General features: G+C 50.8%; 22 protein-coding genes. 8 read left to right on the top strand and 14 right to left on the bottom strand.

The window, feature by feature from the left end; translation table 11 throughout:
* Positions 1-659: 659 nt before the first annotated feature.
* The 3 genes from PHF39_RS09090 to tuf are packed head-to-tail and all read right to left on the bottom strand — an operon-like array spanning position 660 to position 3,934.
* On the bottom strand, positions 660-2,321 hold the full coding sequence (locus PHF39_RS09090; protein WP_300223185.1) for a flippase activity-associated protein Agl23: 1,662 nt from the start codon (positions 2,319-2,321) through the stop codon (positions 660-662).
* 9 nt (positions 2,322-2,330) lie between these two features.
* On the bottom strand, positions 2,331-2,639 hold the full coding sequence (gene rpsJ, locus PHF39_RS09085; protein WP_015286469.1) for a 30S ribosomal protein S10: 309 nt from the start codon (positions 2,637-2,639) through the stop codon (positions 2,331-2,333).
* A gap of 17 nt (positions 2,640-2,656) precedes the next feature.
* Positions 2,657-3,934 (bottom strand): translation elongation factor EF-1 subunit alpha, encoded by a 1,278-nt coding sequence (gene tuf, locus PHF39_RS09080; protein WP_300223183.1) that lies wholly within the window; start codon positions 3,932-3,934, stop codon positions 2,657-2,659.
* A gap of 167 nt (positions 3,935-4,101) precedes the next feature.
* Between tuf and PHF39_RS09075 the strand changes: the two genes are divergently transcribed.
* Positions 4,102-4,398 (top strand): hypothetical protein, encoded by a 297-nt coding sequence (locus PHF39_RS09075; protein ID WP_300223181.1) that lies wholly within the window; start codon positions 4,102-4,104, stop codon positions 4,396-4,398.
* A 325-nt stretch (positions 4,399-4,723) separates the two neighbouring features.
* Here PHF39_RS09075 and cobS read toward each other — a convergent pair whose 3' ends face one another.
* Together cobS and PHF39_RS09065 are read right to left on the bottom strand one after the other, a co-directional pair.
* Complete coding sequence (gene cobS / locus PHF39_RS09070) at positions 4,724-5,434, bottom strand: adenosylcobinamide-GDP ribazoletransferase (RefSeq protein WP_300223179.1); 711 nt, start codon at positions 5,432-5,434, stop codon at positions 4,724-4,726.
* Positions 5,431-5,865 (bottom strand): phosphatidylglycerophosphatase A, encoded by a 435-nt coding sequence (locus tag PHF39_RS09065; RefSeq protein ID WP_300223177.1) that lies wholly within the window; start codon positions 5,863-5,865, stop codon positions 5,431-5,433. Before PHF39_RS09065 ends, cobS begins: the two co-directional genes overlap by 4 nt.
* 101 nt (positions 5,866-5,966) lie before the next feature.
* On the opposite strand from PHF39_RS09065, the gene cobT reads away from it, so the two are divergent.
* The 5 genes from cobT (at position 5,967) to PHF39_RS09040 (ending at position 10,607) form a co-directional block, all read left to right on the top strand.
* On the top strand, positions 5,967-6,977 hold the full coding sequence (cobT, locus tag PHF39_RS09060; protein ID WP_300223175.1) for a nicotinate mononucleotide-dependent phosphoribosyltransferase CobT: 1,011 nt from the start codon (positions 5,967-5,969) through the stop codon (positions 6,975-6,977).
* Positions 6,978-7,015: 38 nt separating this feature from the next.
* A complete protein-coding gene (locus tag PHF39_RS09055; protein WP_300223174.1) occupies positions 7,016-7,576 on the top strand; it encodes a GMP synthase subunit A in 561 nt (186 codons plus the stop codon).
* Positions 7,577-7,630: 54 nt separating this feature from the next.
* Positions 7,631-8,674, top strand: coding sequence for a DUF3821 domain-containing protein (locus PHF39_RS09050; RefSeq protein WP_300223172.1), 1,044 nt, complete (start codon positions 7,631-7,633; stop codon positions 8,672-8,674).
* Between the two features lie 47 nt (positions 8,675-8,721).
* Entirely contained in the window at positions 8,722-9,228 is a 507-nt protein-coding gene (locus PHF39_RS09045) for a nitroreductase family protein (protein ID WP_300223170.1), read from the top strand.
* A gap of 92 nt (positions 9,229-9,320) precedes the next feature.
* Positions 9,321-10,607: a bifunctional hexulose-6-phosphate synthase/ribonuclease regulator gene (locus PHF39_RS09040; RefSeq protein WP_300223168.1), complete on the top strand. Its 1,287-nt coding sequence runs from the start codon at positions 9,321-9,323 to the stop codon at positions 10,605-10,607.
* Between the two features lie 10 nt (positions 10,608-10,617).
* Here the strand turns inward: PHF39_RS09040 and PHF39_RS09035 are convergent, their stop codons facing one another.
* Genes PHF39_RS09035 through PHF39_RS09025 form a run of 3 tightly spaced genes read right to left on the bottom strand, consistent with a single transcriptional unit; the run spans position 10,618 to position 13,644 of the window.
* Positions 10,618-11,052 (bottom strand): ACT domain-containing protein, encoded by a 435-nt coding sequence (locus PHF39_RS09035; RefSeq protein WP_300223166.1) that lies wholly within the window; start codon positions 11,050-11,052, stop codon positions 10,618-10,620.
* 1 nt (position 11,053) lies between these two features.
* Complete coding sequence (locus PHF39_RS09030) at positions 11,054-12,355, bottom strand: phenylacetate--CoA ligase (RefSeq protein WP_300223164.1); 1,302 nt, start codon at positions 12,353-12,355, stop codon at positions 11,054-11,056.
* Positions 12,355-13,644, bottom strand: coding sequence for a phenylacetate--CoA ligase (locus PHF39_RS09025; protein WP_300223162.1), 1,290 nt, complete (start codon positions 13,642-13,644; stop codon positions 12,355-12,357). Before PHF39_RS09025 ends, PHF39_RS09030 begins: the two co-directional genes overlap by 1 nt.
* Positions 13,645-13,813: 169 nt before the next feature.
* Between PHF39_RS09025 and cas1 the strand changes: the two genes are divergently transcribed.
* Complete coding sequence (cas1, locus tag PHF39_RS09020) at positions 13,814-14,788, top strand: CRISPR-associated endonuclease Cas1 (RefSeq protein WP_300223160.1); 975 nt, start codon at positions 13,814-13,816, stop codon at positions 14,786-14,788.
* Here cas1 and PHF39_RS09015 read toward each other — a convergent pair.
* The 6 genes from PHF39_RS09015 to PHF39_RS08990 form a co-directional block, all read right to left on the bottom strand.
* A complete protein-coding gene (locus PHF39_RS09015) occupies positions 14,772-15,068 on the bottom strand; it encodes an acylphosphatase (protein ID WP_300223158.1) in 297 nt (98 codons plus the stop codon). The two genes, cas1 and PHF39_RS09015, sit on opposite strands and share 17 nt — an antisense overlap.
* The gene (locus PHF39_RS09010) at positions 15,065-18,625 is read right to left on the bottom strand and encodes a hypothetical protein (protein ID WP_300223156.1); all 3,561 of its coding nucleotides are present in this window, start codon (positions 18,623-18,625) and stop codon (positions 15,065-15,067) included. The genes PHF39_RS09015 and PHF39_RS09010 overlap by 4 nt, the downstream gene beginning before the upstream one ends.
* Positions 18,626-18,845: 220 nt before the next feature.
* Complete coding sequence (gene glmM / locus PHF39_RS09005) at positions 18,846-20,222, bottom strand: phosphoglucosamine mutase (RefSeq protein WP_300223154.1); 1,377 nt, start codon at positions 20,220-20,222, stop codon at positions 18,846-18,848.
* A 26-nt stretch (positions 20,223-20,248) separates the two neighbouring features.
* Positions 20,249-20,662: a molybdopterin-guanine dinucleotide biosynthesis protein B gene (gene mobB, locus PHF39_RS09000; RefSeq protein WP_300223152.1), complete on the bottom strand. Its 414-nt coding sequence runs from the start codon at positions 20,660-20,662 to the stop codon at positions 20,249-20,251.
* The gene (locus PHF39_RS08995) at positions 20,659-21,375 is read right to left on the bottom strand and encodes a DUF5806 family protein (RefSeq protein ID WP_300223150.1); all 717 of its coding nucleotides are present in this window, start codon (positions 21,373-21,375) and stop codon (positions 20,659-20,661) included. The genes mobB and PHF39_RS08995 overlap by 4 nt, the downstream gene beginning before the upstream one ends.
* Before the next feature lie 249 nt (positions 21,376-21,624).
* Positions 21,625-21,981, bottom strand: coding sequence for a helix-turn-helix domain-containing protein (locus PHF39_RS08990; RefSeq protein ID WP_300223147.1), 357 nt, complete (start codon positions 21,979-21,981; stop codon positions 21,625-21,627).
* A 2,344-nt stretch (positions 21,982-24,325) separates the two neighbouring features.
* Here PHF39_RS08990 and xerA point away from each other — a divergent pair.
* Positions 24,326-25,240, top strand: a complete 915-nt coding sequence (xerA, locus tag PHF39_RS08985; RefSeq protein ID WP_300223144.1) for a site-specific tyrosine recombinase/integron integrase — start codon at positions 24,326-24,328, stop codon at positions 25,238-25,240.
* Positions 25,241-25,496: the final 256 nt, after the last annotated feature.

Genomic DNA, 25,496 nt, shown 5'->3' with positions numbered 1-25,496 from the left:
TTCGGAGCGGATCTGAAAGCTCGGTTATACCAAATGCAGAGGAAGGAAATCTCTTGCAAGATTATCCTTGCTAACCTTGACAGATTCATTCAATTTATCTTAATTGAGGATTTCTACAGAGCAAAAATTTTGCACGCGATCGTGATCGCATAAAAAATTTTCAAACGCGGCACCTTTGCTGATGAAAACACATTTGTGAAAAAAAGTACCTGTGCCAGACCCGGCTCATCCCTGTACCAGCTCCTGTTCTTATTGAGATTTTTTCATGTTTCACGTGCAATCACAACCGCGTAATAATTATTCAAACGTGAGCACGACCGCACAAAAAAAATTTCAAACGCGGTGACATGCAAAAATGAAAAAATTAAACAGGTTTACCGGAGGGGAGGTGAAGGTGGTATGTGGTGCAGTGGGAGTGGTGGTGAGAACGCGTTTAGCTGATACATGCGGGAGATTTAACGCTCACTGGGACTGGTGGAATCCAAGAAATCTGAAGGTTTCTCTTCTCGTTGACATGTTTTTGAGAACCTTTCACTTCGCTATGAATATGCAATATCGCTGAATAGTTTCCTTACGGCTACCATCAGCCCGAGTGAAAAATTTGTTAATACTGAACCTGGTGCAGGCAAATGCTGCAAGATATCAATCAAGATCTGTTTTCAGGAATTGCGAAGGGTAAACACGTCGATGTTGATACTCCCCATCTTTCCGTCGCGGAGAAGATAGTATTCGGGCAGCCGCCTGTTGTTGTCATAGATGGAGAACCAGTAGGACAGCTTGTAGGTTTTCTTCTCGTACCCGCTGATGGAAGGCAGGCTTTCCGCGTCATGAAGGATGATAACCTGGGCATTGTCTTCGGTCAGGACTGATTCCTCCGGGACAGTACTATACAGGGTGATCTTATCGTTCCAGGTATCGCGGAAATACCAGGGAAGCGGCCAGTAATCCTTGGACGCAATCACAATCTTATCTGATCCTTCCATGATACGCATGACATCCCGCATCTCTTCGGAATTCTGGACCTGGACTATGGGTTCGTTGATGTCCGCGGGAACAAAGGCGACATGCCATACCATGACACAAAGGAATATGCAACCAACCAGGGCAATGACGGTCTTCTGCCAGTTCAGTTTGTATACGGCAACAAAACACATCGGGAGCAACTGGGCGATGATGAGCCAGGGGACTTTCTCTCCGACATAGGCATAGAATGCCATGGTCAGGACCATCCACCAGACACAGAACCGGAAGAACGTATCGGAATTAAGGGTTGTTGCCTGAGCTGCTTTCAGCTGACGACTGCTTACCTGTGCAAGATCCTCCACCGTCAGGGTGAACCGGCGCACCCGCAGGAAATTTTTCAAGCGCCGGTAAACGGCGAACAGGGCCGTGCCGGAAATGAGGATCTGGATCGTACCGATGAGTGCCAGGATGAAGATCGGCAGTTCATAGAGCAGGTTCAGGGGGATATAATAAAACCAGGGCCCGCCAAGGCGCTGCTGGTTATGCATACCTGTCCAGTGCTCAATGGCTTTATACCACCCCGTGGTTTTCATGTCGAAATGGAATCCGGTGGGGGAAAGGACAGTATCCTTCCCGATAATTGTATCCGGGTGTCCCCCGAATCCCGTGTAAAGCGTGCAGCATAGTGCAATCACGAGAAGAATGCAGATGATAAGATCCTTTTTCCACGGTGCCGGGAGTGAGAACCGCCCCTGCCAGAGTGTGATGAGGAAGAACGATCCGATAATGATCAGAATGATCGGCATCTCCTCCTTGCAGCAGAGGGCACCCGCTGTTGCTATCGCGGCGATGATGGCAAACCGGGATTGTTTCCGCTCGAAATAATAGAATAACGCGATAACGAGCAGGAAGGTAAAGAACAGCATGAAAATGTCATGCCGGAGGAACCGTGAAAAATAGACCATATCGGGAGATATGGCAATGAACAGGCTGACGAGTAATGTCTGGTTTTTACTGATATATCCCAGCCGGTAAATTGCGTACACGAGCGGGATTAACAGGAAGCCGAACAATGACGGGAGCAGCCTTGCCACGAGGTCAGAAGCGCCGAATGCCGAGAACATCCCTGCTGTGACGAAATAGAGGAACGGGCCATGGTAGCTCGGGTCATATGCCCAGGTATTCTCTGTCAGCAGCTTGTACGAGAACCATGAATGGATTGCTTCGTCATGGTGCAATAGTTTGAGGTCAAGCAGCAAGAACCGGAGAATAAATGCGATTATCAGAAGTAAGAGGAAAATTCGCTCGAAGGTAAAAAGTGTTTTGAATCTTTGAGATAAAAGAGCGGCCTGCTGCACGCCGCACCTTCAACTCTCTAAGACAATCTCAATGCCGATATCCTTTGGCACCTGGATGCGCATCAGCTGGCGAAGAGCACGCTCATCCGCATCGATATCAATAAGGCGTTTGTGGACACGCAGCTGCCAGCGGTCCCATGTTGCGGTCCCCTCTCCATCAGGGCTCTTGCGGATTGGTACGACCAGTCTTTTGGTCGGGAGCGGTATCGGGCCGGCCAGATTAACACCTGTGCGTTCTGCGATCTCCCTTATCCTGTCACAGACCATCTCTACTTTCTGAAAGTCGGTTCCTGTCAGGCGAATTCTGGCTTTCTGCATGATCCCCACCAAAAAAATTAGAGCATCTGTTTTGCCTTGATGGCAATGCACATGCCGGCGGCAATGGTTGATCCCATATCACGGACCGCGAACCTGCCGAGCTGCGGGAGCTCCTTGACATTCTCAATGACCATGGGCTTTGTGGGCTTGATGACGACAATGGCTGCGTCACCGGACTTGAGGAAAGTCGGGTTCTCTTCCTTGACTTGGCCGGAGCGGGGGTCGAGTTTCTTCTGGAGCTCGATAAAGGTGCAGGCGGTCTGGGTGGTGTGGCAGTGGAAGACCGGCGTGTAACCGACGGTCAGTGCGCTCGGGTGCTGGAGCACGACGATCTGTGCAGTGAACTCGTCTGCAACTGTCGGGGGTGCCTCTGCGGGGCCCATGACATCGCCGCGGCGGATGTCGCCCTTGCCGATACCGCGGACGTTGAATCCGACGTTGTCGCCGGGAAGTGCCTGCGGGATCTCTTCGTGGTGCATCTCGATGGACTTGATCTCACCAGCCTTGTTGGCGGGCATGAAGGAGACTTTCATTCCCTTCTTGACAATACCAGTCTCGACACGTCCGACCGGCACGGTGCCGATACCGCTGATGCTGTACACATCCTGAATAGGGAGACGCATGGGCTTGTCGGTGGGCTTCTCGGGCTCCTTGAAGAGGTCGAGTGCCGGAATAAGTGCCGGGCCCTTGTACCAGGGAGTCTCGGGGCTGTTGGCCTTGAAGTTGACGCCAGCCATGGAGCTGATGGGGATGAAGTGGGTCTCTTCGGGCTTGTAACCGACCATCTTGATGAGGTTGGTCATCTCGGTCTTGACCTCATTGAACCTCTTCTCGTCGTACTTGACAGCGTCCATCTTGTTGACGGCGATGATGATCTGGGAGATGCCAAGGGTCCTTGCAAGGAAGACGTGCTCCTTGGTCTGTTCCATCGGACCGTCAGGGGCTGCGACAACAAGGACTGCTGCGTCTGCCTGGGATGCACCGGTGATCATGTTCTTGACAAAGTCCCTGTGCCCGGGGCAGTCCACCACGGTGTAGTAGTACTTGGCGGTGTCAAACCTCTTGTGGGCGATATCGATGGTGATACCTCTCTCACGCTCTTCCTTGAGGCTGTCCATAACCCATGCAAATTCAAAGGTACCCTTGCCTTTGCTTTCTGCTTCCTTCCTGTATCCTTCGATGATGTGGGGCGCTACGGCGCCGGTCTCGAACATCATCCGTCCGACGGTCGTTGACTTTCCGTGGTCGATGTGGCCGATAACGGCCAGATTCATGTGAGGTTTGTCAGATGCCATTTATGTGATCCTCCAAAACATAGAGACTGTCCGCTTACAGTCTGGTTATGCGAGTATTACTTATATGAGACCCAACTATTTAAAATATTTCGATTGACCGGGCTGTTTTTTACGATGGTGGCAAGTATAGCGGCAGCATCATATCAGATCGAAAAAGATCACTTCTCATGAAGTCATTGCCATTCCAGCGTGATGAGAAAAAAAGCCGGGTGACCGTTTCCTGTGCCGAGGGAGATGTCTCCGTGTACAGCCGGTGCGCGTATTGCCGGCACTGCAAGGGTGTGAGGACGGGAAACCGGGTGGTTACGGCACCCCAGGCGCAGGCCCTGAGTGATGTCCGCCGGGAAGTTGCATCGGATGATAACCTGATGAACGCAGCTATGATGTTCAATACGCTCGTCCGGGATGGTTCGGGGATTGAATGCGATGACGACGAAAACAAGGGATACCAGGGGATGTACTGAACAAAGCAATCTTCGATGAATACCACGATATCCAGGGTATTTCCCTGCAAATTGGGGGGGGTCTCCCGGCCGGGGGAATCCGGGCCCGCAGCGATCTCAAAATCGCACTTTTTGCGGCATGATTGAAAAAACCGGCACACCTTTTTCAGTGATTTGGAAATACGCCAAATCTTTGATATTCAGGCTGAATAGGGGATTTTGAGTGGGTGCTGTTATATGGTTTTGTACGCTTTAAGGTGGAGAAAAGTCGGGATGTGATCGTGGCAGGATGGTCACGGAGAAAAAACGGGGATGTGAGAATGATCCGGCATCCCATCACCAAGATTCAGATTAGAGCGATTCCGACAACAACGAGTGCCCGTGTGATCTCGTTGGACGCACCGACAACATCCCCGTTCACGCCGCCGAAAAACCGTCTAGATGCCGTGAGCAGCAGTACCGGGCAGATAATCATGAGAAGAAATGCCCCGAGTAACTTTACCGGGGCAACCGGGAGGAAGATGAGAGGCAGGCACAGAAGGAAAGAGATTGCCGGGAAAAAAGGTTGCGAAAATCTGTGAAGATAACTCTGCATGCCCTCATGGAATGGTGTCCCGTACGCAGTCAGGAATGCCATGGAGAATTTGCCACAGACCTCCCCGATAAGGAGTGCAGAGACCAGTGAAGTGGATTCCTGGAGACCAGCGAAGAGTAGGAGGGTTATGACTATCGCGAGGGCTACTGCACCGGCACCTACATTCCTGTCAGTCAGCGCCCGGATCCGTTTTTCCCTGTCCCCGTGTGCCATCAACCCGTCACCAAAATCCATGAGGCCATCAAAATGATGGGCTCCAGTGATCAGAATAAGGAGCACGATCGCAACTGCCGCGGCGATCGTTTGGTTTGCAATAAAAAACACCGGCAGGGCAACCAGGGCGCCGATAACATAGCCGGCAAGCGGGTACAGGTAGGAATGGCGGGCGAAATATTCGAGATCCTGCGCTTTTCCCAGAGGGAGTATTGTCGTGAACTGGAGCAGGGAAAGGAGTGTCTTCATAGTGATTCGGAATAGAGCCGTGATGTGCACCCGGCGATCAAGCCGGCGATCGCATCATCAAGGAATGGCCCGAGGCATGCAAGGATCCCGGGCTTTTTCTGGTCGTAACGGGTGAACTCAAACCTCGCATATGTACCACCTATGCATTCTGCGATCGCCATGCCGAGGATCTCATCGCTGAGCAGGAAAATGGGATCGTCAGCGATCTCGGAGTTTTTCCGTTTTGTATACAGTTCGTCCTCAAGGAGGATTGCACCAAGAAGCAGGGACGCAACATTGGGGTCGTCCAGGTATTTTTGTATCTTCTTTTTAAGTTCCAGGGCAGCCTGGTCATCCGGCATGCCGTGGGAGACGTACAGGCCCATTGCTGCAGAGACTATGTCATCGATGGTGATGCCCAGTTTCTGGAGCCGTTGTTCGATCTCAAACATGTCATTAGGTGTTGTGATGACAGGGGTATTATATCGTTGTGGATTATTCCGCCAGCGATAGATTCAATGGTGTCTGGGAGAAAACCGGTACCCTGATTGTTATGGCATTTATCTCAGGAAACATCTCCCCGTCCTTTACACGGCCGCTCTTTTGCGGCATTCTTGCCAATACCCTCCTTTCCACGGTGCCTGGCGTATCCGGAGCCGGCCCCAGTCCTGAAAAAACGCTCCTGACACCGGTCCTTGATGCAGAACTGATAGCAACCGGGAATGTCACCAGTTATCCCTTCAAACCCAATACACCGACCGGTTGCCCTACCCCGTCTACCATCACCCGGGCAATGCTCTCCTTATGCGGGCTCCCGCCATTTTTTATCAATGCGGGCCTGCGGCATACCCCGACTGTTCCCTGCTATGACCTCTATGGTCAGGTCGGGGAAGACCCGCGTACACAGGATGCAGTCCCCAACGTGCAGGCGCTCTTTGGCTACGGGGAGTCGCTCGGGAGATTTTTTTCAAGGGCCTGCGATCTCCTTGTTGTTGCGGAATGTGTGCCGGGGGGAACCACCACGGCACTCTGCGTTCTGCGGGCACTGGGATACGATGCTGCCGTGAGCAGCAGTTTTATCGAGAACCCGGTCTCTATCAAAGAGAAGATCTGTTCACAAGCTCTCGCACGGATCACATCTGATGCGATCACGGATCCCCTTGACATTGTCAGGTATACGGGGGACCCCATGATGCCGGTAGCAGCGGGGATGATCACAACATACACGGGGAACCTCCTCCTTGCGGGGGGCACCCAGATGTTATCGGTTGCGGCGCTGGCAAAGGCACTTGGAAAGAAACCCCCTGCAGTTGTAACAACCTCCTATGTCCGCGACGATCCCACTGCAAATGTTATGCATCTTGCTGACCGGATAGGGTCCCCGGTATATTACGTCGATCCCGGGTTCGGGGATCTTGGTCATCCCGGCCTTGCGCGGTACTGTATCGGGGAGGTCAAGGAGGGTTTTGGCGCAGGGGGGGCGATGTACCTGGCGCATCTCATGGGACATTCCGAAGCGGTGATCCGGGAAAAAATTTTGTCTGCTGCGCGTGCCTGCAGCTAAAGCAGGCTTATACGATTCAAGGCAAAACATGTACAGCAATGCTTCCCATTTATGTTGTGAATAACCATGGCCAGTTCAACCATCTTATTCATCGCGCCTTCCGGGATCTTGGTATCGATGCAGCGCTTATCCCCAATACAACACCGGCAGCTGATGTAGAGGCAAACTGCCGAGGGATTATCCTTGGCGGGGGGCCGGCGATCGAACGTGCCGGGAACTGTGAGCAATATCTTGACCTGGGATTACCGGTACTGGGAATATGTCTTGGACTTCATATCATTGCCAGGAAATACGGGGGAACCGTGACAACCGGCCAGAGCGGCGGGTACGGCCCGGTCGAGGTTGAGAGATGCTGGGACAGCGAGATCCTCGCGGGATATCCAAAAACAATGAATGTCTGGGCCTCCCATGCCGATGAAGTAGCACAGGTGCCCGAGGGATTTTGCATTCTCGCACAATCATCCATTTGTAACCACGAGGCGATTGCCCATCTGGAAAAACCGGTCTTCGGGCTCCAGTGGCATCCCGAGGTCAGCCATACCTTTGAAGGGAAACGCGTTTTTGAAAACTTTTCCCGGATCATTGCCGATAATCCATAAACGCTTTATCCTAATCCGGCAACCTTTCTCCCTGATGAGAAGAGAGGGATAAGAATGGCGGATTCTTCCACACTATTGTGTCTTGTAATGGTAACCGGGCTTTTCCTGGTGTTCTGTCCGGTTTCTGCTGCTGAGCCGATCAGCACGATCTCTGCCGGAAATACAGTCTTTGTCGGTGAGCAGGGACTGGATATCCGTGCCGCAATGAATGGCGATACAATTTTAGGTTGGTGGGCATCGGGAGCAGCAATCTCCTCCAGTTCCCCGGGCAAGACAATCTCCGTCCCGAACCCGGGGAGTTTCTCGATTTATCCTTCGGATTTCCAGTCGCACACAGGAAGCTGGTACCATCTCTCAGGCCCGAGTACGCCGAACGGGACAGCTTTTTCGGTTGCCGATCCCTACATTGAAATCCGGATCGAGGATACAACGGTCAGCACGGACGTTACGAACAAATGGGTCCCCACGGATGACGAACTCCAGTTCAGGATTGATACCAATTTAGTCCAGATGCTCCAGCGGGCAAACGTGAACTCTGTCCCGGTCACCATCAAGGTGCGTGGCCCGGACGGGATTTTGTATAGCGCGCTGACGGACAAATCAGGACAAACCACATCGCTGGTGGATTATGGTTTGACAACCTCCCCCCAGTATACCGGTGCAATCTGGGGCACCAGCAACCGGGCAATGTACTCCCCGGGAACGTACTCGGTCTGGGTTGAATGCAATGCTAATTCCATCAAAGACAACTATGGCCAGTCCGGAAAAGCCGTGAGCCAGACGGTCACGGTCCTCAACCAGGATCAGAACCCGCTCATCGGCAATAAGGGATATGTCACGAACCCGACGACATCAACGCCAATGGTAACAACCCGCACTCCGACACCGACTGCTACCACGGTAGTCACGACTAGTCCTCCCCCCACAACTGTTCCAACACCCACAGTAACGGCGATGGCTAAATCCCTGGCAGCAACTCCGCAACCAGCAACTTCCGCAGTCCCTGCGGTTCCAACCACGCATACACCCGGCTTTGGGGCAGGGCTGGCTGTTCTTTCATTCTGTGCCTGTCTCAGTTTCTTCCTGAAGAAGCACTAAATTTTTTCTTCGTAAGTTTTTATAACCCGGGTCTCCCATTACGGAGCATGAATGTTGTTACTACCCTGATCAAGTCCCGTCACAGTGTCCGGAAGTACAAACCGGACCCTCTTGATGAGCGGGTAATCCAGGATGCTCTTGAGTGCGCCTCCCTGGCACCCACGGCCCGGAATGTCCAGCCCTGGCTCTTTGGGGTGGTTCGCGAAAAACAGATGCTGAAGACCATAGCCGGGCTTGCACCGAACGGGGCGTTCATTGCCGATTGTGCAGCATGCTTTCTTGTTTTCTGTGAGAAGAAGGAGCTCTACTACCTGGAAGACGGGTGCGCTGCAACCGAGAACCTGATCCTTGCTCTCCATGCCTATGGTGTCTCGTCGTGCTGGGTGGCGGGGGACAAGAAAGAGTACGCTGATCCCTTCAGGAAACTGCTGAACGTGCCTGAGACCTATACCCTTGTCTCCCTGGTGGCAGCCGGCATGCCTGCGGAAATTACGATTGCTCCCAAGAAACTCCTGAAAAAACTTGTGTTCTTTGAGCAGTTCAAAAAAGAATAACCGGGCCCGTTTGCAGGACTAACGGCTCTCTTTTTCCCGGGTAAATCCCCGCTCGGGCAATGCTTAATCTCCGGCACATCAGATTACTAGTCATGAACCAAGGGATCCTTCAGGTGGCGCTTGACCTCCTCGATCTGGATCGTGCCGTGCAGATTGCGCAGGAGGCTATTGAAGGCGGTGCTGACTGGATCGAAGCCGGGACGCCTCTCATCAAGAGCGAAGGTATGCATGCTGTCCGGACATTGCGCCAGCATTTTCCTCATGCAGTCATCGTTGCGGACATGAAAGTGGCTGATACCGGGGCTCTTGAGGTGGAGATGGCGGCAAAAGCCGGCGCCGATGTGATCGGGATCCTTGCGGATGCAGATGATGCGGTGATTGCAGAATCTGTTCGGGCGGCCCGGCTCTATGGCGTGAAGATCATGGCGGATCTGATCAATGTGGCTGATCCTGTCGCCCGTGCCCGGCAGCTGGAGTCGTTTGGTGTCGACATTATCTGCGCCCACGTGGGTATCGACCAGCAGATGACCGGAAAAGAGTCCGTAAACCTCCTCTCCACGTTAGCCTTGCAGGTCCACATCTCTCTTGCAGTGGCCGGGGGGATCGACGCACCGGGTGCAGCGGAGGCTCTCCGGAACGGGGCTGAGATTGTCATCGTTGGCGGCAATATCGTGCGTTCCGCGGATGTTACGGGGTCCACGAAAAATATCAGGCACGCTATGAACGCGGGGACCGCTGAAAGCACCCGCAGGAAGACAAAAGAGGAAGAGACATACGAGATCCTCATGCAGGTATCAGCGCCCAATGTCACCGACGCGATGCACCGCAAAGGAGCCATGAACGGTATCGTTTCACTCTGCGGCACCGTGAAGCTGGTGGGAAAGGCGGTGACTGTCCAGACATTTGCCGGGGACTGGGCAAAACCCGTGGAAGCGATCGACAGAGCGATGCCCGGGGAGGTTCTCGTCATCAACAACGACGGCGGGACGCATGTCGCCCCGTGGGGTGAGCTTGCGACATTAAGCTGCATTAAAAAAGGTATTTCCGGCGTCATCATCGATGGCGCAGTCAGGGATGTTGATGATATCCGTGCGCTGAAGTACCCGGTCTTCGCAAAAGCGACCGTGCCCAATGCCGGGGAGCCAAAAGGGATGGGGGAGATCAATGCCGAGATCCAGTGTTGCGGGCAATGGGTCCAGCCCGGTGACTGGATCATCGGTGATGAAAGCGGGGTGGTGGTGATCCCCGCGGAACAGGCGTACGAAGTGGCCCGGCGGGCACTGGAGATCCGGAAAACAGAGGAGCGAATCCGCGAAGAGATCCAGAGGGGGAGCACCCTTGCTCAAATCGCGCACCTGGAAAAGTGGGAAAAAAGATAACGCTGACCGGTCAGTGAAAGACCGACCGCTCGATCAGGGTTGCACCTGATTTCTGGATCTTTTGTATCGCGTCCTCAACCTGGTCAACGCGAAGGATGAGGATTGCGCCATCTTTCCCGGAGTAGGCGTAAGAATACTCGATGTTGATACTGGAATCCCCGAGGATTTTAGCGATATCATAGAGGCCACCGGGCTGGTCCTTCATCTTGACTGCGATGACATCCGTGAAGGCAATGTTGAATCCGAGTGACTGAAGTTTATCATGCGCTTTCTGCGGGTGATCCACAAGCGCCCTGACAACACCAAAACCGTTTGCCTCAGCAATACTGAATGCAAGGATGTTCACCTTTTCCTCCCCCAGGGCGTGGGCGATAGCCGCGAGGCGGCCCGGGCGGTTTTCTGAGAATATCGAGATCTGCTTGATCAGGTATTTTTTTGCGTCCATGTTATAACGACCTCTTGTCAACGACTTTCTTGGATTTTCCTTCAAACCTCGGCAGCGAACCGGGTTCGACAAGTTCCACTTCGGCGTTCACGTTCAGGGAGTTCCTGAGCCGGTGTTCAACATTCTGGCGGGTCTTCATCAGGTCCGTTATCTTGTCACTGAATGACTCCTTTTTGAGTTCAACCCTGACAAGCATATCGTCCAGTGCGCCTTTCCGCTCTACCACGATCTGGAAGTGCTGTCCCACTTCGGGAATCGTCATCAGTGCATGTTCCACTTGCGATGGGAAGACATTGATCCCCCGTATGATCAACATATCATCAACGCGGCCCTGGATCCGGTGAATCCGCGGGTTGGTCCTACCGCAGGCACAGACTCCATCATCCATCACTGCAATATCCCCGATCCGGTACCGTATCATGGGGAGTGCCTCTTTTTGCAGGACGGTGATCGTAACCTCTCCACTCTCTCCCGGTTCCAGCGGCTCTTCCGTCTTGGGATCGATGATCTCGACAAGAGCAAGATCGGACCAGACATGGAACCCGTTCTGTTCACAGCACTCGGTGAACATCGGGCCTGACAATTCACTGGTGCCATAGATATCGTATGCCTTGATCCCGAGCCAGTCCTCGATCCTGACCCGCATCTTCTCGGTCCAGGGCTCCGCCCCCAGGATGCCAGTTCGCAGCCGGGTATCTTTCTGGATACTCACACCCATCCTCTCGGCAACTTCACCCATATGCAGGAGATAGGAGGGAGTGCAGGCTATGGCCGTTGCGCCCAGGTCCTGCATCAGTTCGATCTGGCGCTCGGTATTACCAACACTTGTCGGCAGGACCGTTGCACCGATGCGTTCCGCCCCATAATGCAGGCCGAGCCCGCCGGTGAAGAGGCCGTACCCGTAACTGACCTGGATGACATCGCCGCGCCCAAGACCGATGGATGTCAAACCCCGTGCAAGTGATGTTGTCCACAGGTCGAGGTCCTTCTCGGTATACCCGACAACCGTTGGTTTCCCGGTAGTCCCGCTTGAGACATGATACCGGACCAGTTCGTCTTGCGTTGCAGTGAATATCCGGTCGGGATAATTATCCCGGAGGTCCCGCTTGAACATGAACGGGAGTTTTTTCACATCGGCAAGCTCGCGGATATCATCCGGATGGACATTCTGCTCTTTCATCCGGTCGTGATAGAACGGCGAGAAACTATACAGGCGGTACACGAGACTTTTCAGCAGTTTATACTGCATTTTCGCGATGTCCGCCTTGGGCATCTCTTCAATCCGGGGATCCCATACTGCCATTACAAACCCTCTCTGCGATCAATAACTCTCTTGGCTTTTCCTTCAAACCGGGGCAGGGAACCTGGTTCAACCAGTTTTACCGATGTACGCAGCTCGAGTGCATCACGGAGTTCCTTGATGACTTTTTTCTGGAGCCGGGCAAGATCGGAGAGTTCTCCGCTGAAGTGTTCCCTGTTGATTTCCACGTCGACTGTCATCTCATCCAGATGATTGATTCTGTCGATATATACCATAAATTGATTGCCTACTTCAGGAATGCCAAGAAGCACATGCTCGATCTGGGACGGGAACACATTGATGCCACGGATGACAAGCATATCGTCGCTTCTTCCGGTGATGCGGGCGATCTTTTTCCCTCTCCTGCAAAGGCATCCGTCTTCCATGAGAAGGGTGACATCCCCGGTCCGGTACCTGAGCAGCGGCATGGCTTCTTTGACCAGGGGTGTCACCACCAGTTCTCCCCGCTCACCATCAGCAACCGGCTCACCGGTCAGGGGATCGATGATCTCCACAAGATAACTGTCATGCCAGATATGGAGCCCATCACGCTCCGGGCATTCAAAGGCAACACCCGGGCCGAACAGTTCGCTCAGTCCATAGGAGTCATACGCGGTAACACCCAGCCGTTGCTCAAGGGTATTTCTGGTGCTCTCCGACCAGGCTTCCGCACCGAAAATTCCTGTCTTCAGGGTGTCAAGACCCGCTCCCATCTCTTCTGCAACTTCGGAAAGGTGCATGGCATAACTGGGTGTGCAGTGGATTGTCGTTACGCTAAAATCCTGAATCATCTCAATCTGGCGTTTCGTGTTGCCGGTAGCGCTCGGGATGACGGTCATCCCGATCTTCTCGGCACCGTAGTGAAAACCAAGGCCCCCGGTGAACATTCCGTAATTGACCATATTCTGGAAAACATCGTTTTCGGTTATCCCGACCATTGTCATGTTCCGGGCGATCAGGCCTGACCATGCGTCCAAATCGTTGCGGGTATATCCTACCACCGTAGGCTTCCCGGTGGTTCCCGACGTGGTATGGATCCGCACGATCTGTTTCATGGGAACCGCAAAGAAGCCGAAGGGATAGCCGTTTCGCAGGTCCTGTTTCTTCGTAAATGGGATCTTTCGTATGTCGTCCAGTGTCTTTATCGATGCTGGTTTAATCCCTGCTCCGGAGAGGAGGTTTTTATAAAAGCCTACTTTCGTTGCCTGGTTCACTGTCTTTTTCAGGCGTTTGAGCTGGATTTCCTTCAGCTCTGTTGGTTTCAGCGTCTCGGTTTGTTTATCCCAGAACATTGTTCGCACCCTGTTATGCTATAACATGACGAGTGTAAGTACATCGGTTTTCTGGGGTTTATATCCACCGAAAAATGATTTCTCCCTGTTAACAAACAGATTTTTGTCCTCTCTTTCCGGGAGTCCACGGCACGTGGTTTTCCAAAACGATGAATTAATCCGTGTCCCTGTGGTAGTATTTACACAGTCGGACATGTATGTCCCGGTGCTGATTATGGTGGACTATCCCTGGGTCTCTGTGAGCGGCTTTGGAGCCCACATCAAGGCAACCCGTAAACACCTCATTGTCCAGAAGAAAAACAACACGGAACAATACCCCCTCGAAGATATTTCCCACCTTCTTGTTGTCGGCGGTCATACGATCCATTCTGCAGCCATCAACCACCTGGCGAAGAACGGGGTCTATATCACTTTTTTTGAGCCGGATGGCACACCTGTTGGGACGATCCAGCCTTTCTCTGTCGGGGATGATGAGGACATATCAGAACAACAGCGCCTGCTACCCCGCCAGCGGTACGCGATCCGGATCGCACGGGCCTCGATCAAGTCCCGGCTCTTTTCAATCGAACAAATCCAGGAATCGCGGAAATCCAGCCTGTTTTATGAGGGCGAACTGGACCTGCTCCACAAATCCCTGGGTGAACTGGAATACCTCATCAAACTGGACGAGATACGACGCTTGTACAAACTCTCGTCCGACATGTATTACGAGATCCTCTCGCGGAGTCTTCTTCCGGAGCTGGGATTCAGGAGGCGGACCCTTCGACCTCAGGCAGATCCCGTAAATGCCATGCTCTCGTTTGGGTATGCCCTGCTCTTTGGCAATTGTTCTGTTGCCGTTATCGGCGCCCGTCTCAATCCGGACCTGGGTCTTCTCCATGAAGGAAGAGGGGGTCTCATTTATGACCTTATCGAACCCTTAAAAGCGGGGACAGTTGATCCTATCGTCCTTCAGATAGCCGGCGAATCCCTGACGGATTCCGACTTCGAACGTACTGACGACCGGTGTATGCTGTCAGATACCCTGATCAGCGCAATGATGAAATCTTTTTACACTACACATATTTCCGACCGGGTCAATGAACAGGTGTACTCATTTTCCCAGGCCGTAAAGACCGGTGCTGATTTTAAAATTCTGTATTGATCCTGTTTTCCAGTTTCAGAACGGAGAAACCATCGAATGTTGTAAGTGGCATTTCCGTGACCTGGAGATCCCGTATCACCGCCCGCGGGCAGCTGTACACCATGGAGGTGAATTTTTCAAGGATTATCGCCTCCCCCGTTGCATATACCTGCACCTTCCCGTCTTCGAGATTAACGACAGTTCCCGCGATATTCAGGTCTGAAGCAATTTTCCGGATGCATGCCCGAAAACCGACTTTCTGGACCCTGCCGGTGATGATTATCCGGAGTGTCTGCATCATCGCATCCTCTGCATAATTTTAATAGCAAGGCCCAGTTCTTCGAAGACCTCATCTCTTAACGTCGACTGCCGGATATTTGTTGCCGCATCGATTGCATAGTCAAGGATCTCCTGCGCGGAATGTTCGCAGCCAGCAGCAAAGATCTTCAGCGCGATATCACACATGACAAAAGCTCTCCGTGATAACGGGCGGATGATCCGTGCCTCTTTGATGGAATTCTGGAGCATCTTCCGGGACAATTTATCCTGCCCCTCCTTTTTGAAATAAACGGAAAGGTAACAGAAAAATGTCGCCTCCTTTCCCCGGTCTGCCACAGCCCTGACCAGTCTCTCCAGCGTTGTAACTGAGTTCGGGTGAACACCTTCTTTTATCATTCTCTCTGAAACCGACTTGATCTTCACAAACTGTGGCGTGATCTCATACATCTCCGTATATCCCATCTGTTCAAGGCGAAGGAGCCGGATCTCATCAGCATCGATTGTTTTTATCACCTGGATGGCAAGATCACACATTTTCCTGTCGTGCGACTGTTCATGCAGCCCTCTATAGATATCAGCGATAGTATTCTTGAGGGTGTCTGCTATTGACGGGATGTTGATCTTCTTTGTGAGCAATTCTGCTTTTTTCAGGAGTTTGAGCGTCAGTTCCTCATCCGCGTTTTGCAGGGTCAGCCGGACAATGGAGAGGAGTACCGAAGCCTTCTCGTACGGGGTGATGACTTTATCAGCCGCTGCTTCCATTGCCAGTATCAGGTCCCTGCGCTTTACTTTGTCCAAGCGGATCATACGATATATTGAGAGCAGGGAGTCTGCATACTCGGCCGGGTCCCTGATCTTCTCTGCGATTTGTAACGCGGTAGTGGACCAACGGGCCTCCGGGTGGATTGTGTTGAACCGGACGATCGTTTTTATGACTTGCCTTCGGGCATGTGCGTCCTTGTCAAATTCGGTGTCATCCAGATGTTGTATTGCGCGTGCAAGGTTCTTTTCCGCAATCTCCATATCAATTTGACTGTAGGAAGACGCAAGGTATGAGAGGACAAGGACTTTATGATACCCGGAATCGAGAATCTCCAGATCCTTCTCCACCTCTTCAAGGACATGGCGCGAATCTTCAGTTTTGTGTAACCGCGTGAACAAATCGGCCAAATCGCATAATCCTGTGAGTCTGACATAGGGATCAAATATCAGAAAGAGGATCTTGTGAATCAGTGCTATGACTTCCGGGCTCGAATCAGCGATCTCATTCCTCCTCAGGAGAAATGCCATCGTCTCGTACGGGTCTGTAGAATTCGGATAGGCAATCTCTTCGTTCAGGTTTGAGACAATCCGCGACATCATGGCATCGCGTTCAAAGGTGTTTTCTATCTCAGTTGCGAAAAGGGCAAGTGGTATGATATAGTCCAGGCTTGAGCTTGTTTTAGATGAGGAAATGATGATGTCGATTATCCCGGCGATTTTTAGCGATGCCTGCTGCGGTTTTACATGGTTCCTGATGATTTCCCTTGCACGGACAAACGCTGAATATTTCACCGCGAACTCTTTTGATGAGGAGGCAAACGCGGGATCGTTTAAGAGGGCACATCCTATCTTCACAAAACATTCTGCGATGCGTTCGAATAACTGACCTTTTAATGAGGGATCGTTTATCTCACCTGCGATGAGATACGCTTCTTCCAGTGCTTCGCAGGATTGTCTGTCAATGGCGTATTTTATCACTCCGTCGATGATATTGGCCATTGCATAGGACACCAGGTCTTTTTCAAGAAGGGAGTTGCTCCATGCCTTCATCCTGAGCAGCAGGTCAAGGTCACCCTGCTGGGCTGCGAGGATAGACGCCTCGTCGATGATGCTGCTCAGGGTTGCAGAGCGGGTATTCTGTCCCTCAATCTCGCAGGTCAGCCCAACAGCCCTCTGGAGAAAGTCACGGTTCTTGATCTTCACGCCGATCTTTGCAATCTTGATAACGATGTTTGCTATTGCGCGTTCCTTGAGCGCCTGATCCCGGATCGATTCTGCAAACCGGATGAGGATCCCCGAGTCATGGGAGTCCAGAAATCCCCTGTCAACAAGAAGGGTAATGCTTTCCAGAATCAGGTGGTCCTGTTTTGGGTGGAGCAGGATGAGGTTCCGGATCGAAAGTATATGGAGGATCATGTCGTGGTAACTGGATTCCTTGCTCAGCTCAATCGTGGCCCGGTATACCGCAGTATTGACGACATCAGGGTGCAGCTTTGTGAGAATGTTGTTATGGATCAGGGGGATGCTGTCGTTGAGCACCCCCTCCCTCAACAGCTTGGTGAGACAGTCCGTGTAATGCACTGCATTTTCTATTTCATGGTTAATCTTCCCGAAAATCCCCAGTGCGTAGCTGAAATTGCCCGATGCCAGCATAATCTGGGAGAACTGGAGATAGATTCTCGACAGGATGGTCGGATTGCAATGGTGCTCAAGAATCGGAATGAGTTCTGTGAGCACCTGCATGTCATTTGAGTTGTTTGCTACAGCGACTCCCGCATGGACCATCTCCCGGATGGGGAAATCTTCTTTGTCAGATATGTGCTGATGAAGGTCCATTGCCGTAGACAGGAACCACTGGTCACCGGAGCGCTCCGCCTTTTTCAGTAAATCGATAACCAGAGTTCCTGTTACTTCCGGTTTATCGTGGCATAACTTCTGGAGAATTACAATGATCTGTTGTTTGTCCTTGACGCGCTCAAGCAGCTGTTCCGTTAAAGCGCTCACAATCTCAAGGAATGCATCTTGTGCGACGTCGGAGAATTGCTCGAGGAACTGGGGGACATCCGCCATATCCTTGCCAAAAATCGTCTTTGCACCTTTTCCAATAATCTCGGAAATACAATTCTGTCTTCGGATTTTCTGGTGGATGTCTGTTGCACTGCGGATGCTGTCCAGGAACAGGGACCGGTCCTTCTCGAGAATTGCAACGGTGGCCAGAGCTTTAGCGAGTTCTGCATGTAATACTGCCCTTTTGGAGATATCCCCTATCTCTTCGATAAGAATGAGCGACTTACGAAGCAGGTTCTGGCTGCGTGTTGTTATCGCCCAGACGATCAGGAGCGGGATAATGTCGATCATAATATCTGACCGGTATTTCCGGAAACTGATACGGTCAAGAAGGAGGAGTCCCTGGTCGATCAGGTCAGGAGCAGAATCGGAAACCCCTGCGTCGATCAGGTCACGGGCAAGCATAGCAAACAGCCGGGACTGATTGCTTTTCTTGCTGATTTTGTCGGACAGGAGGAAAACCATCTCCAGCCAGCGACGATCTTTTGTCACAATATACTGCCTGATTATCCGTGAGAAGAGTTCTTCATTGTCATTTCGCTCGATTTCCTGCAGGGCCGCAGGAAGCGAGGGTCTATTCTCCCGGATTGAGGTATCAAGGATCAGCTTGTTGAGATCTGTTACAAGGTTTTTTCGTGCCCGCCGGTTCTGTGGATCATCAAGTACTGCGATAACCGGTTCCAGCACCTTCCAGTCTTCTTCGGAAAGACCGTTTTTGATATTATGCAGTATATCGATGGTCTGAACCATGGCTCATCACACGTACCGTCGGATGATCGGTGATCTGAATTTGACTAACGCCTTTATAATAATTTCGAAAATGTATTCGCTTGATTTTTGATTATTTTTGTATTATCGGCTTCAAAATTGAGTATTTTGCTTAAAACGAGATGTACTGTCATTGATTTGGCAAACTCTGGCACTGGGGACCGTTTTCCACCGCGGTCATGACTCTTGATGAAGGGAGGCCTCAAGGCCCCCCATAATTAACAACCGTGCGAATTTTGTTCATGATCTCTGTATGAAACGCCTGTCCGTCTTCAGGTGATGGGGAATCAATGATTACCCGTATAATCGGTTCGGTTCCGGAAGCGCGGATGAGCGCCCATGATTCATTACGGAAGATCTTCACACCATCGGTTTCATCGGGTTTCAGGGAGGAATAGGCACTCTTCAGGTTCGCGATAATCTCCGCGCCTTTTTGCGTTACTATCTTTTCCTTGATAATGGTGCGGGGTGGAAGTTCGTCAACAAGCTCGGAGAGTTTTTTCCCGGTGGATGCCAGAATGGAGACCATCATCGCCGCAGTCATCCCACCATCGCGGCAGAACTGGTGTTCCGGAAAGATCAATCCGCCATTCCCTTCGCCCCCGAAAATGACGGGCTTACCCTGGTCTATGAGAGAGCGCATGGTCCGTGCAACGTAGATGCTCCCGACAGGCGTGTATTCGACGGATGATTGCTCCTTTTTTATCACGTCCTCTGCAACCTGCCCGGTGCTGACCGGAGTGACAACGATCCCCTTCTTCTGGCGGCAGATGTGCCGTGCGATGAGGGCAAACTGCAGGTTCTCTTCGACAAACCGACCTTTCTCATCAATGAAGACGGCCCTGTCTGCATCGCCGTCATGCGCTACACCAAATGCAGCACCGCTCCCCGTGACCAGCGCAGCACAATTCTTCAGGCCTTCCACAGAAGGTTCCGGCAACCTCCCGGGAAATGTCCCGTCCATGATCGCATTGATGGTCAGGACCCTGCACCCCAGATCAGTCAGGATCCTCGGGGTGGTAAGGCATGCCGGACCCGAGCCAGGATCCACAACAACAGTCATCCCATTTCCAAGTTTTTCGGGAAACGCTCTTGTTGTCGCCGTGATATAGGTTGTAAGAAGTTCATACCCCTGTGTCTCTTTCCCGGTCCGGTCCCAGGGCTCAACGGTAAATGCCCGGCTGAAAATCTTCTCTTCGAGCTTTACGGTCTCCTCGTCGCCCATCTCCGTGCCGTCGGGCTCGATGATCTTCACGCCATTGTACTCCGGTGGATTATGGGAAGCTGTTATCATGGCGCCTGCTGCAAACTCCTCTTTTATGATATACTGCAGTGCCGGTGTTGGGAGGACCCCGCAATCGACAACATCACACCCAACGGAGAGGAGTCCTGCTTTGAGCGCCCTGATAAACATCTCCCCGGAAGTCCTTGTGTCACGTCCTACTGCGATCCGGCCTTTTCTCATGGACCCGAGTGACTGTCCGATCACCATGACCAGTTCGGGAGTGAGATCTTTTCCCACGACTCCTCTTACGCCATTGGTCCCGAATAACCGCTTCTGCATCTTCTTTACTGGCATATTCCATACCACATGGTGTCGTATCCCTATTTATAATCGTCAAAAAGGTGGAGTGCCCCGATTACGTCTTCCGGTGTGGGATCTTTCAGGACACAGTGATCGATCTCTAGGGAGCCGATCACAATCTTTGCATAGGACCGCTGTTTGTATCCCTCAATCACGACGAAACGGATCCCGTGATCGGCATACATTTTCAGGATAGTATCCAGGTCTGTATGGTGCATCGTGCAGACGGACTTATCTGAATCTATACCCGTTGTGATATCTGCGCCGGCCTGGAAAAATTGCGTTGTATCTTTGCCGTCTTCGATGCGGTACTCGTGATCCCCGAGATGTTTAATTGCCCCCACCGGGCCTATCTTCTTCAGTTCCGGGATGAGTTTTTCAATAAAGGTCGTTTTCCCGGAATTGGACCTTCCAGCCACCTGAATGATCTTCATAGACTATCACGTTCCGAATTCTCGTCGTTCTTAGCCGGGGAAACTACGGGCATTGGAACAAACGGCACCACTTCTCCGGGCTCCTGCCGGGTGAGAGAATTATCCGGGACAGGCTCCTGTTGAGGGGATGGTGTTGACGCGGTGTTTTGTTCATTTTCACTGGGTGGGAGCTCCGTGGCCGCTGCAGGAGTCTGTTCGGCAGTTTTCTCATCGCTGCGGGCTTTCAGGACCGTCTTTGCCGCTTCTCCAACACTCCGCATCACTTTCGTGATACGGTCTTCGATATCGATCTCTTCGTCAATATCAAGGGTTGTTCCTTCAACCTCAAGGAGGAAACGGGACACCTCACTTGCCTCAAAGAGGAGGTCATCGAGTTCATCGGTGGTGAAAAAGCCGCACATTGCCCCGTAAAAGAATGTGGCGCTTGCTTTTCGCACCTTGCGCTTGAACGAGTTCCGTGCCTGGTTCACCGCCTGCGGCGTATAGGTGTCCTCCATGAAAGGGACAAGCTCGGGGAGGTGTCTTCCTATGAATGTCATCTCGGCACCACCGGAAGTACGGAAGTCCGTGCACAACCTCGCTAGCGCCCACTCTCTTGCAGTGATATAGGTCCTCTTCCGCAGGAACTGGTTTACTTTCCGGTAGGTTGCACCATCAACCTTTTTGAATTTTTTATACTTGTTGATCTCCTGTTGTTCGCCATTATCGTCCACGATCAAACACCTGTTCCTGTGGTTGAAAATTTAAACCTGTAAGAAGTGAAGCAATTCTTGTTTTTCTGTATAGCAGTATGTGGTTTATTCTAAAAAATATTATGGGGGCGAATACCTGATTTCTTCGACGTAAAAAAATATAAAAAACGAAAAAAGGGAAAACCGTTACCATCTGAAAAAAGATGGTGGCGGGGCACGAGATACATGTACCAGAGCAGTGTTCTTTAGGTGAATCCGGTATTTACGTGATTATTCTTCTGGTGCCTGCTCACCCATGATATCCCGGATATAGTGTTTCATCCGGGATCGCGGCGAGGTATCGGTATTTTCCTGGTGATCGGTGATGAGATTACTTTGTTTCCCGGCCGGAACTGCTTCTTGCACATGAGGGGTGTTTCCTATGGAGCCTTTCTGCTGCCGTGCCCGGATATTGCTGTGAGTTGCAAGAAAGGAGTCGAGTGCCGATTGTGGTATTCTCCAAGCACGGTAGGAAATCTTGATTCCCTGGAGCTTTCCGGATCGGAGCCAGAGATGAACGGTTTTCTGGTGGACGCCAAGAACCTCTGCAACCTGGCGGGGATTCAGCATCTGGGTTTCTTCTTTCATACTCAAACATTACCAATGGTTCCCAATGGATATAATTGTTCATACGCAAATCCTGCAGCGATTGCCTTACCCGAATCTGATTGATGAGGATGTGATGGGATCACGTGCTCATCAACAGGTGTTTCATCCTCCTCTGTGTCGGGATGTCTTCAGGTTCGATGCCCTGACTATTGTTTCTCGTATGCACTGTTTTCCACGGATCAACCTGTCATTTCTCCTCAAATATCAGCTCTTATGTATAGCATCATTTGGTTTATAATAAGGATGTAACTTTTTCCCAACAGAATGGTGATATTGAAAATCTGTCTCCCTTTTAGGAATTGGGGTCTGAATTAGCGATTTTTATTGTTGCCCTGATCCTTGATAGTTTTGGGCAAACCAATTAGGATCGCTCTTGAAATCGGTCCGAACAGGCCATCATGATCCGTATTTTCAGAGTGGATTGGGTGCCATAATGCTGTAGTTTCCCGTGGCAGTTTCCTATCATTGGGATGTTGGACAGGCGGGCTTTCACGGCAGAAGCATTCGAGTCTAATGAAAGAATGCTTGGGGGAGTATCAGGCTAGGATGGATCCCTGGTTATCCCATTACGATCAAAAATAGCAATATGTGGAAATCCAATTTACGGCATAAAAACAAATTTTTCATGATATTTCTAATTTGTAAATATTACTTCGTAAAATGAAATCACCAATTATTTTACATTTCAATTACTGATGATAATCCTGAAAAAAACAAAATTTTTTGAATGTTCGGACTTTCACACCTTCGCTGTTTTGTCTCAATGTTAACGCATCCTCTTTTTTGCGGAGATGGGGCCCCTTGGATGAAGATTTCTTTTGTATGGTCGACGGATTCGTCAAATTTCCAATCAAATTTTTTCCAAAGTAACGCATTTTATGACGACAGAATCGCATTTTTTACAAATGCAATAATGAAATAATAACTTTCCAAAGAGTGACATTCTCTCTCTACAATAGTGAAGAATGGGAATTATTTTTTATTATTTCATTCGTTTGTTATGCGAATTTTCCTGTTTATACTCATCGGGGAAAATTGAATAATAGAAACAATTTGGGCCTCTTTTCTCTTTAATTATTAATTAAAAACGATTTTTTTGGAAATTTTTCCAATCTCACAAATTCTCTCCTAAAATGGTATGAAAAACATTCGCGATTTCCTGCAGAACAGATTTTTTATTCTGTTTATGTGAGGGAGCGTACAAATTAGAATGGATTGGATGCTGGTGTAACTGTACCCGTTTGCCGGCGACATTCTGAATTAGCAATCCAGCTAATCTTCATTTGAATTGCCTGGTTTCTTCCTGCCAGTGACCTTTACATGACAGGAGCCTGGTGAAATTATTACGGCCTCCTGAAAAAATGGCCCATTCCGGCTGTTCACATACGAGAATCAGCGTAATTACTTCCCACTGCCCCGCTACCCGTGGTGATCTTCTACGATGGAAAATCCACGAAAAACCTTGCGAAATATCTGGAGCAACGGGTGCTCAGGCCCACTGACTCTCGCCCCGCGAAAAAGCTGAATTCCTCTCCTCCTCATGGTCAGTTTACCAATTGGATCATGAAACCTGGCCGTATCAGGGCCCTCAAATTGAAAAGAGAGGTCAGGGGGGCTTACACCTATGGGCGGACTCTCTCTTCAGGGGAGAGAACGTAACTCTTCTATTGCAATTGAGTACATTGTGAGAATGTTTTCTCCCAAGTATTTACCAGATCCAATTAACACGGCATCTAACACGAATCGCATCCTTGGTTGATTATTATCGCGAAGGTCTTCACTGTGGCTCACCACGTTTCTACAGAGAGCGTAATGAGCCCTTGTTGCAGAGATAGTTAATGAAAATCCCGGGGGATTTGCATAAGCTCCGAAAATATCCGCGCTTTCTCATTCCATTCTTTATTTCTGAATAATCCTCCATAATCAGTATTCAGTTATCCATTGCGCTTGATCTGCCACGTTTCTCTTGATTACGGTCAGGATCCTTTATCTTTTTGCTATTCCTGTAGCGTCCCTCCTCCTCCCGCCATCCCTGAAAACGTCATATCGCGATTCTGTGGGCGTTTCTCCACTCCCATAGGTATCCGGGAAGGGTAAAAATGAAAAAAACCGTGTTATACGCAATTGTTTTTCAGAATTTATAAAAATCAATGCCAGGTATTACCGTAGAAATCATCCAATTGTGTGCCCGGTGTCTGACAGTTACATTACCCTGACCCAAAGCAATCGCTCGAAAAACTGCGGAGATATCGCGATTTCCGAGTTTCGGAGAACAGTTATTCTGCGCAAACCTTTATTTATTTGAGAAAAAATAGAATAGAGCATGGAAAACGGGTATTTTTCGGAATGGCTCAGGAGCTACCGGAATTACCTGCGGATGCGGAACTACTCCCCGCGGACTCTTGAAAGTTACGAACAGGTAATCCGGCATTTTGGCTACTATGTCTGGCTCCGGAGGAATATGGATGTGACAAAGCTCGTCTTCCACTGGAAAGACTTCGAGAATGCCCGCCTGGATACATCCGTTGATGTCACACCTGTTATGGTCAATGATTTTCTTGCTTTTGTCTCATCGATGCAGACCTACAAGCCCAAGACTTTTCACCGGATCATCTCGACCCTGAGCTCATTTTACCGGTATCTCTCAACACAGGGCGTGGTCAGTACCAACCCGCTGACTGGAATCGATCGTCCCCGGATCAAGCAGCAGGAGATAAAATATCTGAAACACAACCAGGTCCTCCGTCTCATCGACTCCATTGATGATCTCCGAGACAAGCTCATTGTCCGGACCATCTACGCCACCGGTGTCCGTGTCTCTGAGCTCTGCAATATGAACATCGAGGATATTGATTTCGACGAGCATACGATCCGGATAAGGGGAAAAGGAGACAAAATGCGTCTTGTCTTCGTTGACGAGGATACGCTTGCCGAGATCCTGGTATTTATCGGCACCCGCACCAGCGGCCCCCTTTTTATCGGGCAGCAGGGCAAGCATATCTCCTCCCGTGCTATCCAGCACATCTTCAAGCATTATGCCCCATCAGGGATTACGCCGCACAAGATCCGTCACAGTTATGCCAGCGAGCTATATAAACGCTCCAAGAACCTCCGGGTGGTCCAGGAGAACCTCGGTCACACGTCCATCAAGACAACGGAGATCTACCTGCACACCGATATCGACGAGCGCCGGCAGGTCTACCAGCAATACTTCCCTCTCTCCGGCTCCAACGAATAAGCCTGATTCGGGCTCCTTTTTTGATTTCATTCTTCTTATAAACCATATATTGCTATACATAAAACGGGTCTGTTGGTATACCATTCTGCGGCAAAAATGACCCTGTGGGGAATATCGGGCAGCATATACGGGATTTCAGGTTACCGCTGAGGGGATTCATTGGTAAGCTCCCTCATGGGGATGCTGGCACATGGGGAATAGTACGAATCCATCCAGCCTTATTGGAGTGCAGTACTGTACCCATTGGGTATCTCTT

It is taken from the genome of Methanoregula sp. (assembly GCF_028712425.1).
Taxonomy (GTDB): domain Archaea; phylum Halobacteriota; class Methanomicrobia; order Methanomicrobiales; family Methanospirillaceae; genus Methanoregula.
The sequence above is the reverse complement of the archived record's forward strand: the minus strand, read 5'-3'. Positions and strand labels throughout refer to the sequence as shown.